The following is a 17,420-nucleotide window of genomic DNA, read 5'->3' as shown; positions in this document are numbered from 1 at the left end:
TGGATACGGTAATTAATCATGCCAAAGGCGTTTAAGCAGTTACCCCCGACAGTGCCTAATAGCCATCATGCCAAGAACGCCATCATTATGGTCGCTATCTATGAGCTGGTAAAAGGATTGGTAGCGGTGGGGGTGGCGGCTATTATTTTTGTAGGGCATGATAAATTGCAATGGATTGCGCGGGTGGTTTCACAGGCGCTGCATCGTATCATGGGTATGGCACTGCACCACCAAATAGAGGCATTGAATCACTATGCTTGGGTCGCCAACCAAAATTGGCAAAAAGCCTTTTGGATAGTCATGGGCTATGCGCTGCTGCGTTTTGTGGAAAGCTACGGTCTTTATCGAGATAAGATATGGGCGTATTGGTATAGTGTATTGGGCTATGGCGTGTTTTTGCCGCTTGAGGTTTATGAGTTATTTAGCCATCGGTTTAATTGGCTTAACTTTTTGATACTGCTAGTGAATATAATCATTGTTGTGGTGGTTTATCGCAATATGCGCGCCAAAGGGTTATTGGGTAAAAAGATGACACAAGCTTAAGCTATCGATAAAAAAAGCGAGTAAAGAAGGGCAGAATCTGCCCTTCTTTACTCACCAAACTAGCTGTCTGTTCTAGCTATCTGGTTTATCTTTTTCCGTAATAATACGCGGGGATTTTTTACTCGTATTGGCTGCAATTTTTGATTTGATAAAATTGAAAGGATTGTACGGGCTATCGAGTACACTAGCCGGCACAATCTGACGAATTTTTGCCATTACCGCTGTATTATCACCTTTTGGTTTGTCATCATCCGCTAGGATTTTTGATTGGACTGTTTGGGTAGTAGTGATTTCATTGCTAAAACTCGTGTCATCTAAATTACTGATATCCCAACGCATATTGTCAAAATTATTGGCATTCAAATAATTGTCAATCGCAAATTTATGCTCGTCTTGGACATTGCCATTTTGTGTGGATGACGGATTGGCTTTGTTTTCGCTATGACTGTCGTATTCACTGTTACTTTCTTCAAGCGTTTTTAGCGGATGTTTGTCATCTAACCCCTTATCATTTGACAAGCGTGTCTGATTATCATGAGCTTGCTTATCCACTGAGGATTCATGTGATAATTCATCCGATAACTCATCGTTATTTAAGGCATTAAAATCACGCGGTTGACTCGACAAGCTACCCTGACCTTTAAAGTCAAGCGTACCATCAAAACCAGTCGCTTGCTCAGCGTCAGTTTCTTTGATGCGTTTATCTTCATTGACCACGTCACTGACTTGACCGCCTGATAGACCTGAGCCTTCACGTTGACCGGCTAGTTTGTTGCCTTTACCTTTATCTTTTTTTCCCTTATCTGGCTCGATGTCTTCGGCATTTGGAGCCTGACGCGGTGCGATACTGTCAAAAATACTTGCCATCGATATATCAAAATTATATTTGAGCATGGCTTCACCACGGGCTAAGGTATTAATCCATTGCACAGTCCAAGGCGCGTTATTTTTAAGTTTTCGCAAATCCTTTTCATGCGGCAAAGGATAGGGCATATTTTGATAAAAATCCCAAAAACTATAATCATCGAGCGAGCGTTTAAGGACATATTCATCTTTGTCACTGGTTGTGATGAGATTGTTATCTTGTAAAAAGCTAATATAAGTGTACCAATTTGGCATCTCTTGGCGACCTAGCACATCACGCAGACCGGCTTCGGTGACGACATTGCCTTTTTTATGCTCACGGTACAACACGTTTAGCATATCCATCAAACTAAACAAAGCATGACGTGGGAAAATTTCTTTGGTCTCAAAAATGGTCAAACAGTAGCTGATTTGTACGCCAAGCAGGATAATATTCCAAGAAATATAAATCCAAAGTAAGAACAACGGCAAAATTGCAAATGCCCCATACACCGCTTTATAACTGGTAAAGTTATCAACAATTGCACCAAAGGTGAGTTTTAAGATTTCAAAGATAATTCCAACCACAACACCGGCAACCAGCGCATGTTTAAAACGCACTTGGCAGCGCGGGATAAACCAATACATGGTCACCAACCCCATCAGCACAATCGCAATCGAGCCGATTTGTACCCAAATCGCCCAGTCAATCCCATAACCGCCAATTTTTTGATTTAAAAAGCTCAAACTTTGCACGGTACTTGAGATAATCATGACGATGGCAAGCACAATAGGTAACAGGGTAATAATCACCCAGTAACGCACAAGATTGAGCCAGCTAGTCTCTTTTTTTTCAACACGCCAAATTTGGTTAAACGCGGTTTCAATCGTCATTAAAGTGGAAATGGTGGTAAAAAACAGAATACCCACACCGATAATGGTTAGATTCGATGAATTACTGGTAAATTGGTTGAGATACTTGGTGACCTGTAATCCGGTACTGGGCAAAATATTGCTAAATATCAAGTTTTGAATCTGCTCACGCGCTTCTGCTAACTGCGGGATGGTGGAGAGAATCACCACCAACAAGGTTAAAATCGGCACAATAGACAGCAGCGTGGTATAAGTCAATAACGCAGCTTTTTGGCTACAATTATCATCGATAAAATTTTTGATAAGATACATCAAAAACTGCACCCATTTATGTTTAAAAATGGATAATTTTTTTAGTTTGGCAATGAGTTCATTCATAATAGTTCTTATTGATAAAAAATTTCAAAGTTTGACCATCAAATCGGCGAAAAAGGCAGTGATTGTATGGCAGTATGGTATCATATTCAAAAAAATTGTTTATTGAATTACTGTGAACAGTTTTGGTGTTTTGCAATTGGCAATCTGGCTAGTAGATTGCCTTGACCCTGCCATCAAAATTCATCCATCAAAATTTATTCACCCAAACTAGCTTGACGTAACAATTATCAAAATTGATGTGAGAAAAACCATGAGTCAACCTTATATTTTAGTCTTGTACTACAGCCAAAATGGCTCGACCAAAGATTTGGCGTATCTGGTCGCACAAGGTATTGAAGATAGTGGCACAGGCATAGCCGCTCGGATTCGCACGGTACCCAAGGTCAGTAGCGAGACTGAAAAAGTTGCGCCAAGTATTCCTGATGAGGGTGACCTGTATGCCACCATGGATGACTTAAAAAACTGTGTGGGGCTGGCACTCGGCAGCCCAACCCATTTTGGCAATATGGCAGCATCGATGAAGTATTTTTGGGATAATAGCGTCACAATTTGGCTCGCGGGGGATTTGCAAAACAAACCGGCATCTGTATTTACCAGTACGGGCACCATGCACGGTGGGCAGGAGACGACTTTGACTAGCATGATGACGCCGCTACTGCATCATGGCATGGTGATTGTGGGAATTCCCTATAGTGAGCCTGCGCTCAATACCACGAGCCAAGGTGGAAGCCCGTATGGTGCAAGCCATGTCAGCGGCGCAAAGCATGACCACATCATGACCGCGGACGAAAAAACGTTAGCCATCGCCCAAGGTCAACGTCTAGCAAAAATTGCCAAGGCATTACAAGCGTTATGAGAAAACAAGCGTTATGAGAAAAAAAGACCCGCACTCACTATCTGCCCCCAAACCCATTTATCCCATCCACCGACGCTTAACCATAGTATGGTGGGTTTGGCTGGGGTTTCGATTGCTGGCAGTACCGCTATTGACGCATTGGTTGGCAAGTGTAAAGCCTGATATTGTCGGCGGGATTGCTTGGCAAGCTCTGTGGTTGATACCCGCGCTCTTATCAACGCCTTATATCGTCAAAGGCAAAAGCCCATACGCGCTATTGCTGCTAAGTATGCTCACTTTTGTATATTTGGGGGGCAGTGGTATGGTCGCCCTCAAATACGGCTATCAAATGCATTGGGGGTTGATGACTGTGTGGTTGGTGGATTTTGTTTTGCTAGGATGGGTCAATTACTGGCTATTTATTTTGTTAAAACGACTGCCAAAGATGAATGGCTAATTGCTAAAAGAGCGCAGCATGTCACGTACGCTCTTTTTATGCTAAAAATTATGCTAAAACACCGTTAGGCCAACACATCATTTAGCCATTTACCGATAATTTTGAGTTGCGGCATACATACTTGGTGCGCCATCGGATAGCTGTAAAACTGCGGCTGATAACCTTTTGACTCAAGCCATGCTTTGGCTTCTTGCCCAAGCTGTACTGGGACGACAGGGTCTTGTGTGCCATGATGAATAGCGATGTTTAGATTTTTATTGGCATCACTTAAAACTAGGCTATCTTTGGTCGCTAAATAAGTCGATAGGGTTAACAGTCCGGCTAATGGTTTGTCATAGGTTAACGCGGTTTGATAGGCGACCGCACCGCCTTGTGAAAATCCAGCAATCACGATATGCTCAGGCGATACACCGCGCTCGGCTTCACGCGCGATTAATTCTCCAATCGAGCGGGCGGATTGTTCAATCTGTGCGGTGTCGATTTTGCGCTCAAGCGACATTTCCAAAATATCATACCAAGCTGGCATCACATAACCTTGGTTGATGGTTACAGGAATGGCGGGGGCGTGAGGAAATACAAACCGTATGCCATGGTTACCATCGAGTCCCAAGTCAGGGACGACTGGCTCAAAGTCATGACCATTTGCGCCCAGTCCATGTAGCCAAATCACCGCTCTGTCAATCGGCAATTTATTAGGGTTGTGAATGACTTCAACCATTTTTAATAAACTCATAAATTCTCCTTTCATATGAAATACAAATGTCATAAAAATAATTATTGGATAGCTTAAAAATAGAGATAACGCTTGATTTTAGCTTATTCATACCACATTATCTAGGCAATGTTTACCATAAGAATAGCCTAAGTGAATGAAAGAACTTATATCGACTGCTGTACCATTAAATGATCCTCAACTAGACAAGCCTCAAAATGTGAAATTACCTGTCATGGCAAAAGACAGCTATTATCTGTCACGCCTTGCCCAACAGTTAAAACAAATCAAAGACAAAGAAAGCGAAGACTATACGTCAAGATTTGACCGCTACCAAAAACAACTCAAACACTCGCAAGAAAGAGTGCAAAGCCGTATCGCCAGTCTGCCAACGATACATCTTAATGAAGATTTGCCCGTCAGCCAACAAGACGATAGACTCATCAAAGCCATCCAAGACCACCAAGTCATTATCGTGGCAGGGGAGACAGGCTCAGGCAAAACCACCCAATTACCTAAGATTGCCATGCTCGCAGGGCGAGGGGTAACAGGGCAAATCGGACATACCCAACCAAGACGATTAGCGGCGCGTAGTGTGGCAAATCGCATTGCTGAAGAATTAGGGGAAACGCTCGGACAGACAGTGAGCTTTAAAGTGCGTTTTACTGAGCAAGGCTCATCCGATTCCATTGTCAAACTGATGACCGACGGTATTTTGCTTGCCGAAATGGCGCATGACAAGTTTTTGAGCCGCTATGATACCATTATCATTGATGAAGCCCACGAGCGCAGTCTTAACATTGACTTTATCATGGGTTATCTCAAGCGTCTATTGCCAAAACGTCCCGATTTAAAGGTGATTATCACCTCGGCAACGCTCGACACAGCAAGGTTTAGCCAGTATTTTTCTAGCGTTGATGGTAAAACCAAAAAAGCGACGCCCGCGCCTGTGTTTGTGGTTGAAGGTCGCAGTTATCCCGTAGAAGTGCGCTACCGCCCGTTGACGGATGAGATTGTCACAGGTTCGGATGATGACAGCTTTGATGATGTCGAAGATAACTTGCCGCGAGCGATTACCGCAGCGGTGGAAGAGTGCTACCAAGACGCTGCCAGCAAAGGACATGCTGACCAAGCGGATATTTTGATTTTTGCCGCCACCGAAGCGCAAATTCATGATTTGGCAGATATTTTAAACCAATATGCCCCCCGTCATACTCAGATTTTGCCGTTATTTGCCCGTCAAAGTTTTGCCGAGCAGCAGCAGATTTTTCACCCGACAGGCGGACGACGCATTATCATCGCCACCAACGTTGCCGAAACCGCCTTAACCGTGCCCAATATCCGCTACGTCATTGATTTGGGGTTTGCTCGGATGTCACGCTATGACTATCGCTCGCGGGTACAACGACTGCCGATTGAAGCGATTAGCCAAGCTGCCGCCAATCAACGAAAAGGTCGCTGTGGACGTATCGCCGCGGGCGTGTGTATCCGTTTATATTCAGAAGAAGACTTTACCAGCCGTCCCGAATTCACCGAGCCTGAAATTTTGCGTACCAACTTGGCGTCGGTGATTTTGCAAATGGCAAACTTGGGTCTGGGGGAAGTAGAAAATTTTGACTTTATCCAGCCACCCGACAATCGACTGGTCAATGATGGGCGTAAACTATTAGAAGAATTGGGTGCGATTGCCACTAAAAAACCTGAAAATAGCCTAAGCACATCTAATAACAATAGCAAAGGTCAATCCAAACGCCTTCCAAATCAACTTACCAAAGTCGGTCAAATGATGGCAAAAATGCCCATTGATCCTCGTTTGGCACGTATGCTGATTGCAGGTGAGCAATATGGTTGTCTCAAAGAGCTATTGGTGATTGTATCGGGCTTGTCAGTGCAAGACCCTCGAGAACGCCCGAGCGATAAGCAAACCCAAGCCGACCAAAAACACGCATTATTTCGCCAAGCCGACAGCGATTTTTTATTTTATCTTAGTCTTTGGCAGGCAATTCATGGGGCCTTATTTCAAAGCAGTGGATTTAAAAGCGGTGGTATTGACCGTCAAAAAAATGAAACACTAGACGATGAAGCCGCGCCAATCGCGCAAAGCCCGTATGAAAACGACAAACTAACCAACAGCCAACGTAAAAGCTTTGCCAAAAAACATTTTTTAAGCTCACCGCGCTTACGTGAATGGCAACAAACCCATAGCCAGTTGCTGCAAATGGTGGATGGCTTAAAATTAACAATCAACCAAGAGCCCGCCAGTTATGTGCCTATTCACCGAGCATTGCTCACGGGTCTACTGTCGTTTATTGCCCAAAAAGTTAATGATGTCGATAAAAGCGGCAAGCTAATCAAAGCCAAACGCGGCGAGTATGTCACTGCGCGTCAGCACAAAGCCAAGATTTTTCCAGCCAGTACTTTATTCAAACAAAATCCGCTATGGGTGATGGCGTTTGAGGTGGTTGAGACCTCGCAGGTGTTTATGCGTACCGCTGCCAAAATCGAGCCAGAGTGGATATTGGCGATGGCAGGGGATTTGCTCAAATACCATTATTTTGAGCCGCATTGGTCAGCCAAAACGGGGCATGTCAAGGCATACGCCCAAATCAGCCTGTTTGGTCTGATTGTGGTACACAAACAACTGATGAATTATGAGCGAGTCAATCTTACTGAGTCTCGAGAAATCTTTTTGCGAGATGCCTTGGTGTTGGGCAATCTGAATGCCCCGTCCACAGGCGATGGTAAAAAGGGCAAATTGCCGCCATTTTTGCAGCATAATATAGATAAAGTCGCTGATGTCTCCTTGATTGAAGATAAGCTGCGACGTCGAGACTTGCTGGTTGATGAAGAGCAATTATACGACTTTTATGCCAAGCGAGTGCCTGAGCATATCGCTAGCCGTAAAGTATTTGAAGATTGGCGAAAAGAAGTAGAAAAAACGGACCCACAGTTTTTATTTTTTAGTGATAAAGATGTACTCAACGAACAAGCACCCGCTACCCAAGCTTTCCCAGAAACGTGGCAACTGGGTAATCTGAAACTACCCCTGTCGTATATTTTTGACCCGACTAGCGACGATGATGGTGTGACCATTAAAGTCCCACTCGTTGCCTTACCACAGGTTGATGCGGTTGAATTATTATGGGGTATTGCAGGGTGGCGCTATGAGCTGGTTTTGCAGCTATTAAAGACGTTGCCAAAAGATATTCGCCGTCAAATCGTACCCGTGCCTGATACCGCCAAACAAATTTTTGACACGCTTGAAAAAAACCATCATGGCGGACTGCTAAGGCAACTGTGCCAAGCCTTAAACCAGCGCGGCGTGCGTGGCGCAAACAACCAATTTGTAGAGCCAAAAGACTTTAACCCAAGCGAGGTTGAAACCTATTTGCAGCCACAAATTGCGTTGGTCGATGACAAAAACCGCCTGATTGAAAAAGGGCGAGATATTGACGCATTAAAACTGCGTCATCAAGTCACCACAAGTCAAGCTGTCGCCAGTGGTAAAGGCGTACATAGCGAGTTTCCCGAGCATTTTAACTTTATGCAAAACCGCCACAGTGCAGGCGTGATGATCAAGCAGTTTTCGGCGCTGGTTGCTGATGGGCAGCCAAGCTATAGCGATAAAAAGGCTGTGTCTATTCAGCAGTTTACCGATGTCAGTGTGGCACTCAACAAACACCGTCAAGGCTTGCTTGCTTTAATCGGCAATGAGCTCGGAGCAAAAGCCAGACAGCTTACCAGCCAAATTGATAAAAACTTTAAACTTGCCTTTGCGCCGCTTGGTGAGCTTGATAGACTCAAAGATTTGCTGATTCATGCCACGCTTGATGCCACTTTTGAAAAATTTGTTGCAGCGTTTGACCATGAAAAATTCACGGCAGGGATTCATGATAAAGAGTTGGTGATTGCCATCAATCAGTTGCCTTTGACCTTGGATGAATTTAACCAAGCCAAAGCCGTGGTGCTGGCCAATTTCTTGAGCGTTGGGCAAAGCGTACTAGTGCAGCTAAAATCGGTGTATGAGCAGTGGCAGCAAGTTCGCCAAAAACTGCTGTTACTTGATCGTGATATTTTTGAAGAAAGTATCGAGGATATCGAAGACCAGCTCGATGATTTGAGTTTATCGGACTTTGTGTACCGCATGAGTTATCAAGATTGGCAGCAATATCCGCGTTATTTGCAGGCGTTGTTGGTGCGTCTTGATAGGCTTGAGCACAATTTAGATGCCGATCTTGATGCCGTGTATCAGCTTGATAAACACATGGAAAGGCTATCTGTTAAGGGTAATGATGAGACAATTATGCCGTATCGTTGGTTGGTTGAGGAGTTTCGGATTCAGCTGTTTGCCCAGCCGATGAAAACCCGTGTGCCAGTCTCAGATAAACGCCTAGAAAAATTGTGGGATGAGTTGAATATTTAAAACAAAAAATCCGTCAAACTTTGGCGGATTTTTTATAAAGTATTGATTGAGTATAATTTTGCAAGCATTTACTTAAAGTAAAACCATGACGGCGAGCGTTTTTGCAGGGTATGGCTCATATTGAGTAGTCATGATTGGGAGTGCTACAGTTGATAGGGGTTTTACGAACAATAGGTTATGAACAATAGATTAATTTTTTTAGCATTTGAAATTTTTACCTATACAGTTAATTTGAGTCGATGAAAAATTAAAAAGTTGATTTGGTAAAAACAGCAAAACTTAGTAAAATAGTCAGATTAAATTTTTTAAAAGTGAAAATCATGCCAAGCCAACCGCAAGTTTTTAATCCCCAGTCTACCAATAAACCTGCCACCCACCATCAAGCCAATCATAACGAAAACCGTACTGTAGGTCAAAGCGCCAGCCAAACGGCGCACCAACTGGCTCAAGATATAGTAACGACAAAAGCGCCTAAGATTGGTTTTGTATCGCTTGGCTGCCCCAAAGCCTTGGTGGATAGCGAGCGCATTATCACCGAGCTTAGCCGTGATGGCTACCAAGTCGCCAGTGACTATGATGGCGCAGATTTGGTGGTGGTCAATACTTGTGGCTTTATCGAATCTGCGGTGCAAGAATCGCTTGACGCCATTGGTGAGGCGATTACCAAAAACGGCAAGGTGATTGTCACCGGTTGCCTTGGCAAAGATGCCGAAAAAATCAAAACCATGCACCCAGCCGTGCTTGCGGTGACGGGCGCACATGCCTATGAAGAAGTCGTCAATGCCGTGTCGCATTATGTGCCAAAACCTGCACCATCAAAAACTTACGACCCAAAAATCGACCTAATCAATGATGCGGGCATTAAGCTTACGCCAAAACATTATGCTTATGTCAAAATATCCGAAGGCTGTAACCACCGTTGTACATTTTGTATTATCCCAAGCTTTCGTGGTGACCTCGTTAGTCGCCCGATTGACAGTATCATGACTGAAGCGGCTGCGCTCAAAAATGCCGGCGTCAAAGAGCTATTAATCATCTCACAAGATACCTCAGCCTATGGCGTAGATCTTAAATATAAAACCAGTTTTTGGAATGGCATGCCCATCAAATCTAAATTTTACGATATGTGCGAGGCACTGAATCGTCTGGGCATTTGGGTGCGTTTGCATTACATCTATCCTTACCCACATGTTGATGCTGTGGTCAAACTGATGAGTGAGGACAAGCTACTGCCATACCTTGATATCCCGTTCCAACATGCCAGCCCCAATGTGCTCAAAGCCATGAAACGCCCCGCGCATAGCGAAAACGTACTGGAGCGCATCAAAACTTGGCGCTCGATTTGCCCCGATATTGTCATTCGCTCTACCTTCGTGGTGGGTTTCCCTGGGGAGACAGAAGAAGATTTTGAATATTTGCTTGACTGGCTCAAAGAGGCGCGATTAGACAGAGTAGGGGCGTTTACCTATTCAGAAATAGAAGGCGCGGTGGCAAACGATTTGCCGAACCCTGTGCCAGAAGCTATCAAACAACAACGCTATGAACGACTGATGGCGCTACAGCAACAAATCAGTGCCGAAAAACTGGCTGAGAAAGTCGGTAAAACCTTAAAAGTGCTGGTAGATGAGATTGATGAAGAAGAAAATATCGCCATTTGCCGTAGCTATGCCGATGCGCCAGAAATTGACGGTCACGTGTATGTAGATAATATTGATGCATCGGTTAAAGTCGGTGAATTTTTGACCGTCACCATTGATGAAGCCAATGAGTATGACCTTTTTGCCAGTTTTACAGGTGAATTGTTATAAAGATAAGGATTGTCATGTCTCAATCAATGTTAGCGTATGGTCTTTTAGGGATTGCGATTGTCAGTGAGGTTACTGGTTCAACTTTTTTGGCGAAATCAGAGGGATTTAGCAAACCCTTGCCCACTATCACCACCGTGATTTGTTTTGGCATTGCTTTTTATCTTCTTTCACAAGTCATCAAAATCATACCACTGGGGATTGCTTATGCCATTTGGTCAGGGGTAGGTATTGTGTTGACCGCTATCATTGGTTATTTTATTTTGGGTAACAAACTGGATTTACCTGCTATCGTGGGTATGAGCCTAATTGTATTGGGTGTGATTGTGATTAATCTGTTTTCTCATTCAGCCACGCATTAATAATCTACACATTAATATAGCGACTTGATAGTTTGATGACTAAAGCCGATTGAATTTTCAAGGTGAGAGCAGGGTAAAAATTAAAATGACTGTTGAAATTATCTTTACACTATCTAAAAACCGTTAATTTTGTTAAAATTTCGCCATTTGCATTATTTGTTATCCAACAGCCAACAAGAGGTCAACCATGTCTGATAAAGCTCCCCGTTACCAACGTATTTTGCTCAAACTCTCTGGCGAGGCCCTGGCAGGCAAAAATGATATGGGGATTGATTCAGGCGTATTAGACAACATGAGTCTTGCGATTGCCCACTTGGTAGGATTGGGTGTGCAAGTGGGTATCGTGGTCGGTGGTGGCAATTTGTATCGTGGCGCTGCGCTACAAAAACAAGGCTTGGTGGGCCGTGTCACAGGCGACCAAATGGGTATGCTTGCGACCGTGATGAATGGCTTGGCGATGCGTGACGCCCTAGAGCGCCGTAATATCAAATGCCGTTTGATGTCAGCCTTGCCAATTGGTGAAGTGACTGAAAACTACAGCAGCCGCAATGCCATTCGCTATTTAAAAAACAATGAAGTGTGTGTGTTTGTCGCAGGTACCGGCAATCCATTTTTTACCACGGATACCGCAGCATGTTTACGTGGCATCGAGATTGAAGCCAATTTAATCCTAAAAGCCACCAAAGTCGATGGCGTGTATAACAAAGACCCAAATACCCATGACGATGCCGTCAAATACGACGAACTCACCTTTGACCAAGTGCTAGATCAAAAATTGGGGGTGATGGATTTGACTGCGATTGCGTTGCTGCGTGAGCATAACGTACCGCTGCAAGTATTTGATATGGCAAAACCCAACGCGCTGCTTCATGTGGTGATGGGCGAGGCAGAAGGCACCAAAGTTATCAATTACTAATTTCTAAATTTGACATACAGAGTTTTAAAAGGATGCAACATGATTAACGATATTAAAAAACAAGGTGAAGACAAAATGAAAAAGGCGATTGAAGCCTTGGAAAATGCCTTTAGTAAATTACGCACGGGCCGTGCCCATCCTGGTATTTTACAGGGTGTGATGGTGTCTTACTATGGCTCTGAGATGCCACTTAATCAAGTGGCGAGCATCAACGTTGAAGACTCGCGTACCCTGTTAGTGCAGCCTTTTGACCGTAGCATGGTGCAGGCAGTGGACAAAGCAATCCGTGAATCAGATTTGGGTCTCAACCCAATGAGCGCAGAAGTGATTCGGGTACCACTACCCGCATTGACAGAAGAAACCCGTAAAGATATGCAAAAATTGGCACGTCATGAAGCCGAAGAGCGCCGTGTTTCCGTGCGTAATGCCCGCCGTGATGCCAACAATGCCTTAAAAGCCTTGGTAAAAGACAAGCAAATCTCAGAAGACGATGAACGCCGCGCCAATGACGACATCCAAAAAATGACTGATAAATACATTGATAGCATTGATAAAATGCTCTCTAGCAAAGAAGCAGAGTTAATGGCCGTTTAATCGTTATTTATCCAATAAAAGAACCAATTCATAAGAAGTAGGTCATGGTTGAGTCAAAGGTAGCAATGCCACAACATATTGCCATCATTATGGATGGCAATAACCGCTATGCAAAAGCACATGGGCTACCAAGCGGTGGCGGGCATATTGCCGGCAAAGATAATTTAGACCCTTTGGTTGAGCATTGCATGGATATTGGTATTCGTGCGTTGACGGTATTTGCTTTTTCTAGCGAAAATTGGCAGCGCCCAGCCAATGAAGTGGTGTTATTGATGAAGCTGCTTGAGCAAACCGTCCATGACCAATTACCACGGATGTTGCGGCATCAAATTTCTTTGCGCTTTATCGGCGATAGGGATGCCTTGACGCCGCATTTACGCGCGATTATGCAAGATGCAGAAGATCAAACTGCCCATTTTACTAAAATGAGTTTGGTGATTGCTATCAGCTACGGCGGTCAATGGGACATCGTCAATGCCTGCCGCCAAGTTGCCAAGCAAGTGGCACAAGGCGCGCTTACTGCCGATGCCATTACCCAAGACGATTTTGCACGCCACCTGTCGCTATCGGATTTACCAGCGGTTGATATGTTAATCCGTACCGGGGGTGATTACCGCATTTCTAATTTTCTACTTTGGCAATGTGCGTATGCTGAGTTATTTTTTACCGAAACGCTTTGGCCAGATTTCAAGGCGGCTGAATTAGACCAAATGATTGATATTTTTATGGGTCGTGAACGTCGATTTGGTAAGACCAGCGAGCAAGTATTAGGTTTGGGCTTTTAATTAATCAATAGGAATTGTCATGTGGGAACGCATTAGAACCGCCATTATTTTATTAGTGATTGTTGGCGTTGCGATGTTTGCTACCCGCGAGCCTATTTTGATGTTGCCGCTATTGTTAGTGGGTGCAGGTTTTGGGGCTTTTGAGTGGTCAAAGCTCATGCCATCATTTCACCAAAATCCCGACAATTATATTCCGCCTACCACCCAAATCCCGACCAAACCTGCCAAACCAATCGATTATATATATAGCCTTATGGTGTTAGCGATTGTCAGTTTGTTATTGGTGATGGCAAAGCTAACTGGCAGCATAACCGCTTGGGTGTTTTTTTGGCTGGTTGCCGCGCTGATTTGGTTGCTAGCGATTGGCTGGATTCGCCATTATCCCAACAATACGCAAGCTTGGTATGGTAAGCATTTGTACATCATCGGTATGATTATACTGTCATCCGCCATTACTGCGATGTATTATCTGTGGTCACTTTCAGCTTGGTGGCTGCTATATGTGTTTGTATTGGTGTGGTGCGCGGATAGCGGTGCTTATTTTGTCGGACGAAAACTTGGTAGACGCAAAATGTCCCCGCACGTCTCACCCAATAAAAGTGTGGAAGGCTTACTTGGTGGACTTGCCACGGGTACGCTTGTGGTGATTGGCGTATCGTTTGGGTTGTTAAACGATTGGTCGATGACGGCTATTGGATTGTTTTTGCTGTTATCGTTGCTCACTATCATCATGTCCGTGTTCGGTGATTTATTTGAAAGTATGCTAAAGCGCCATGCAGGCGTCAAAGATGCCGGGGCATTATTACCAGGGCATGGGGGCATTCTTGATCGTATTGATTCGCAGCTTTCAGCCGTGCCAATTTTTGCGTTGGGATTTTGGGCGATGAAATTTTACGGCTTAATTTAATGCTACATTGGGTTTAGCTTTCAAAAATTTTCACATCTGCTTAATATTAATCTGTTCAATACCAATCTAGCCAATATCAATTTGTTTAATTCACTAATCAATGCAAGCTTGTGTTTCATTCAATCTTTTTTTGCGCAACTGCTTGTTGATTGATGCTTAAAAATCTTCTCGCGTGTTAATATGCTTATCACAGTGGCAATTTGCCGCTGTAAACGTAAAATGTTAGGTTTAACCGCCGTCTGCCCCAACTTACTAGGTCATTGTAATGCTATCTTCAACTCACACTATACCGCAAAAAAACATTGCTATTATGGGCACAACTGGCTCTATCGGCGATAGTACACTATCGGTCGTCAGTCAGCATCCTGATTTGTATAACGTGGTCGGGGTGACAGGGTTTTCGCGGCTCGATAAACTGTTGAGTATTTGTCAGCAATTTAAGCCAACTTATGTTTGTGTTGCCAAAGAAAAGGAAGCAACATTTGCGCAGATGCTCAGCGACGCTCATCTAAACTGCAAGATTTTGATTGGTGAGCAAGGTTTAGTTGAGCTTGCCACACTAGCAGAAGTGGACATGGTGGTTGCGGCTATCGTCGGTGCTGCAGGCTTGCCATCAACGCTGGCAGCGGCGAACGCGGGTAAAACGATTTTGCTTGCCAATAAAGAAGCATTAGTGATGGCAGGTGAACTGATGATTAAAGCCGTCAAACAGTCAAATGCCAAATTGCTCCCAATTGATAGTGAGCACAATGCCATTTTTCAATGTTTGCCTACCGCGGTGCAACAACAGCGCAATGCCATTCATGATGATAACCATGGTATTAAAAAGCTTTGGTTAACTGCCTCAGGTGGACCATTTTTACACAAAACACTCGATGATATGAAACGCGCCAGCGTTGCAGAGGCTGTCAAGCACCCGAACTGGTCCATGGGGCAAAAAATATCAGTAGATAGTGCTACCATGATGAATAAAGGCTTGGAGCTGATTGAAGCAAGTTTTTTATTTGATATGCCAGTCTCTGAGATTGAAGTGGTCATTCATCCGCAAAGCATCGTGCACTCTATGGTTGAATACAACGATGGTAGTTTTTTAGCCCAGCTTGGCAGTCCTGATATGCGTACCCCCATTGCCCATGCTATGGCATACCCTGATCGTATCAGCAGTGGGGTGGAACGATTAGATATTTTTAAGTTAAGTGGCTTAAATTTTGTCCGACCTGATTTAGAAAAGTTTAAATGCCTTGGGTTGGCTTATCAAGCCATGCAACAAGGAAGCTATGCGTGTATCGCCTTGAATGCCAGTAATGAGATAGCCGTTCAAGCGTTTTTAAATGGTGACATCTGTTTAACCGATATTGCCGATATCAATGAAAAAGTGCTATTGCAAGCTGAAAAACAGCCGATTGGGTCATTGCAAGCGATTTTGGCGGTCGATAAACTAAGCCGCGAACAAGCACACCAATGTATTGCCGATTTAAATGTTTAAACAGTGCTTAAAAAAGCTTAAAAATAGTTGGCAACACTGGTTGATAATCGTTAAAAATGACTTCATAACTTATTAACATAACGATAGTTAAATTATTTTTAGCCTGTGATTTTGTCAAAAGGATAGCCATGAATTTCATCTTGACCGTTTTAGCTGCAATTGTGGTACTAGGACCTTTGGTGGCACTACATGAGTGGGGGCATTACATTGTCGCTCGGCTATGCGGTGTCAAGGTATTGACCTATTCAATTGGCTTTGGTCCAAAGCTGCTAAGCTGGACAAGTAAAAAAACTGGGATTAATTATGCGGTTTCTGCGATTCCGCTTGGCGGCTATGTCAAAATGCTCGATGAGCGAGAAGGCACAGTCAATCCAGCTGAACGTCATTTAGCCTTTAATACCCAACAACCTTGGAAAAAAATCGCCATCGTCGCAGCAGGTCCGGTGATGAACTTACTAATTGCGATTTTTTTGTATTGGCTGCTATTTATCACACCAACCCAAGTATTGGCGACCAAAGTCGGCAGTATTTTGCCCAATTCACCTGTCAGTCAAACCAGTCTCACAGTTGGTGACGAAATTGTTGCGGTCGATAATAAACCCATCCAAAGTTGGCAGGATATTAACTATGCGTTAGCCGATCGCATGGGCGAGTCGGGACAAGTTAATTTAACGGTGAATGGCGCGCAAGGTCAAACCAATGTTGCCGTGCCGATACAGCGCTTTATGAAAGTAGAAGCGGGTAAAGCAACCAACCCCATTGATAGTTTAGGCGCGATTCCGTGGCAACCAAAAATTCCGGCGGTGGTCGGTGAAATTGTCCCAAATAGCGCTGCCGCGCGTCAAGGTCTGCAAGTCGGTGATACCATCACCCGTGTCAATGGTCAACCAGTGAGCGATTGGCTGGCGTTTTCACAAGTTGTCAAATCTAGCCCCGAGCAGTTATTAACGCTTGAAGTACAGCGCCAGGGCAAAATCATCCCCTTAAAAGTCATGCCACAAGCAAAAAAAGATACGATGGGCAATCGATTTGGACAAATTGGCGCAGCGGCCGCAGCATCTAAGGTTGCACCGCCACCTGAGTATATAAAAACCATTCAATATACCCCCATCCAAGCGGTCGAAAAATCCGTGCATCAAACTGTCAATTTAAGTGCCATGACCCTCAAATCCATGGGTAAAATGTTGACCGGCACCATTGGGGTAGAGAACCTATCAGGTCCCATTACCATTGCCAAAGTCGCCAATCAAAGCTTTAGCATCGGTTGGGAAGCGGTATTGTCGTTTATGGCGATTATCAGTTTAAGCCTTGCTGTGCTCAATTTATTACCCGTACCTGTGCTTGATGGCGGTCATATTGTCATGTATGCCTATGAGGCTATTTTTGGTAAATCCATGCCGGAGAAAATACAAATGATGGGAATGAATATTGGTTTAGTTTTGCTTGCAGGTTTCATGCTGTTGGCGATTGGTAACGATATCTCACGCTTGTTTTAACCGAC

Annotated in this window: 14 protein-coding genes; 12 read left to right on the top strand and 2 right to left on the bottom strand. The window is 44.1% G+C overall.

The annotated features are described in order from the left end of the window. Window positions 1-18: 18 nt before the first annotated feature. Window positions 19-543 (top strand): DUF2127 domain-containing protein, encoded by a 525-nt coding sequence (locus tag RT084_RS02350; protein WP_313097481.1) that lies wholly within the window; start codon window positions 19-21, stop codon window positions 541-543. Between the two features lie 72 nt (window positions 544-615). Here RT084_RS02350 and RT084_RS02345 read toward each other — a convergent pair whose 3' ends face one another. Continuing rightward, window positions 616-2,637, bottom strand: a complete 2,022-nt coding sequence (locus RT084_RS02345; RefSeq protein ID WP_312383394.1) for a YihY/virulence factor BrkB family protein — start codon at window positions 2,635-2,637, stop codon at window positions 616-618. A 250-nt stretch (window positions 2,638-2,887) separates the two neighbouring features. On the opposite strand from RT084_RS02345, the gene wrbA reads away from it, so the two are divergent. Continuing rightward, window positions 2,888-3,493: an NAD(P)H:quinone oxidoreductase gene (gene wrbA, locus RT084_RS02340; RefSeq protein WP_099833861.1), complete on the top strand. Its 606-nt coding sequence runs from the start codon at window positions 2,888-2,890 to the stop codon at window positions 3,491-3,493. Window positions 3,494-3,506: 13 nt separating this feature from the next. Then, on the top strand, window positions 3,507-3,929 hold the full coding sequence (locus RT084_RS02335) for a hypothetical protein (RefSeq protein ID WP_312383398.1): 423 nt from the start codon (window positions 3,507-3,509) through the stop codon (window positions 3,927-3,929). A gap of 64 nt (window positions 3,930-3,993) precedes the next feature. Here the strand turns inward: RT084_RS02335 and RT084_RS02330 are convergent, their stop codons facing one another. Beyond that, window positions 3,994-4,662, bottom strand: a complete 669-nt coding sequence (locus RT084_RS02330) for an alpha/beta hydrolase (protein ID WP_312383400.1) — start codon at window positions 4,660-4,662, stop codon at window positions 3,994-3,996. 214 nt (window positions 4,663-4,876) lie between these two features. On the opposite strand from RT084_RS02330, the gene hrpA reads away from it, so the two are divergent. The 9 genes from hrpA to rseP all read left to right on the top strand — a co-directional run bounded on the left by hrpA (window position 4,877) and on the right by rseP (window position 17,415). Next, window positions 4,877-9,064, top strand: a complete 4,188-nt coding sequence (hrpA, locus tag RT084_RS02325) for an ATP-dependent RNA helicase HrpA (RefSeq protein WP_312383637.1) — start codon at window positions 4,877-4,879, stop codon at window positions 9,062-9,064. A gap of 320 nt (window positions 9,065-9,384) precedes the next feature. After that, window positions 9,385-10,872 carry a 30S ribosomal protein S12 methylthiotransferase RimO gene (gene rimO, locus RT084_RS02320; protein ID WP_312383402.1) on the top strand — a complete coding sequence of 496 codons (1,488 nt, stop codon included), beginning with the start codon at window positions 9,385-9,387 and terminating at the stop codon, window positions 10,870-10,872. 14 nt (window positions 10,873-10,886) lie between these two features. Then, window positions 10,887-11,231 carry an SMR family transporter gene (locus RT084_RS02315; protein WP_312383404.1) on the top strand — a complete coding sequence of 115 codons (345 nt, stop codon included), beginning with the start codon at window positions 10,887-10,889 and terminating at the stop codon, window positions 11,229-11,231. A gap of 187 nt (window positions 11,232-11,418) precedes the next feature. Next, the gene (gene pyrH, locus RT084_RS02310; RefSeq protein WP_312383405.1) at window positions 11,419-12,147 is read left to right on the top strand and encodes a UMP kinase; all 729 of its coding nucleotides are present in this window, start codon (window positions 11,419-11,421) and stop codon (window positions 12,145-12,147) included. A 39-nt stretch (window positions 12,148-12,186) separates the two neighbouring features. After that, window positions 12,187-12,741 (top strand): ribosome recycling factor, encoded by a 555-nt coding sequence (gene frr, locus RT084_RS02305; protein ID WP_007116803.1) that lies wholly within the window; start codon window positions 12,187-12,189, stop codon window positions 12,739-12,741. 44 nt (window positions 12,742-12,785) lie between these two features. Further along, complete coding sequence (gene uppS, locus RT084_RS02300) at window positions 12,786-13,526, top strand: polyprenyl diphosphate synthase (RefSeq protein WP_312383407.1); 741 nt, start codon at window positions 12,786-12,788, stop codon at window positions 13,524-13,526. 19 nt (window positions 13,527-13,545) lie between these two features. Further along, on the top strand, window positions 13,546-14,433 hold the full coding sequence (locus RT084_RS02295) for a phosphatidate cytidylyltransferase (protein ID WP_312383409.1): 888 nt from the start codon (window positions 13,546-13,548) through the stop codon (window positions 14,431-14,433). Between the two features lie 265 nt (window positions 14,434-14,698). Then, the gene (gene ispC / locus RT084_RS02290; RefSeq protein ID WP_312383411.1) at window positions 14,699-15,919 is read left to right on the top strand and encodes a 1-deoxy-D-xylulose-5-phosphate reductoisomerase; all 1,221 of its coding nucleotides are present in this window, start codon (window positions 14,699-14,701) and stop codon (window positions 15,917-15,919) included. A gap of 128 nt (window positions 15,920-16,047) precedes the next feature. After that, window positions 16,048-17,415, top strand: a complete 1,368-nt coding sequence (gene rseP / locus RT084_RS02285; protein ID WP_312383413.1) for an RIP metalloprotease RseP — start codon at window positions 16,048-16,050, stop codon at window positions 17,413-17,415. The last annotated feature ends 5 nt before the right edge of the window (window positions 17,416-17,420 follow it).

Origin of the sequence: Moraxella sp. CTOTU48717 (assembly GCF_032057165.1) — a bacterium.
In the GTDB taxonomy this organism is placed as follows: domain Bacteria; phylum Pseudomonadota; class Gammaproteobacteria; order Pseudomonadales; family Moraxellaceae; genus Faucicola; species Faucicola tetraodonis.
The sequence above is the reverse complement of the archived record's forward strand: the minus strand, read 5'-3'. Positions and strand labels throughout refer to the sequence as shown.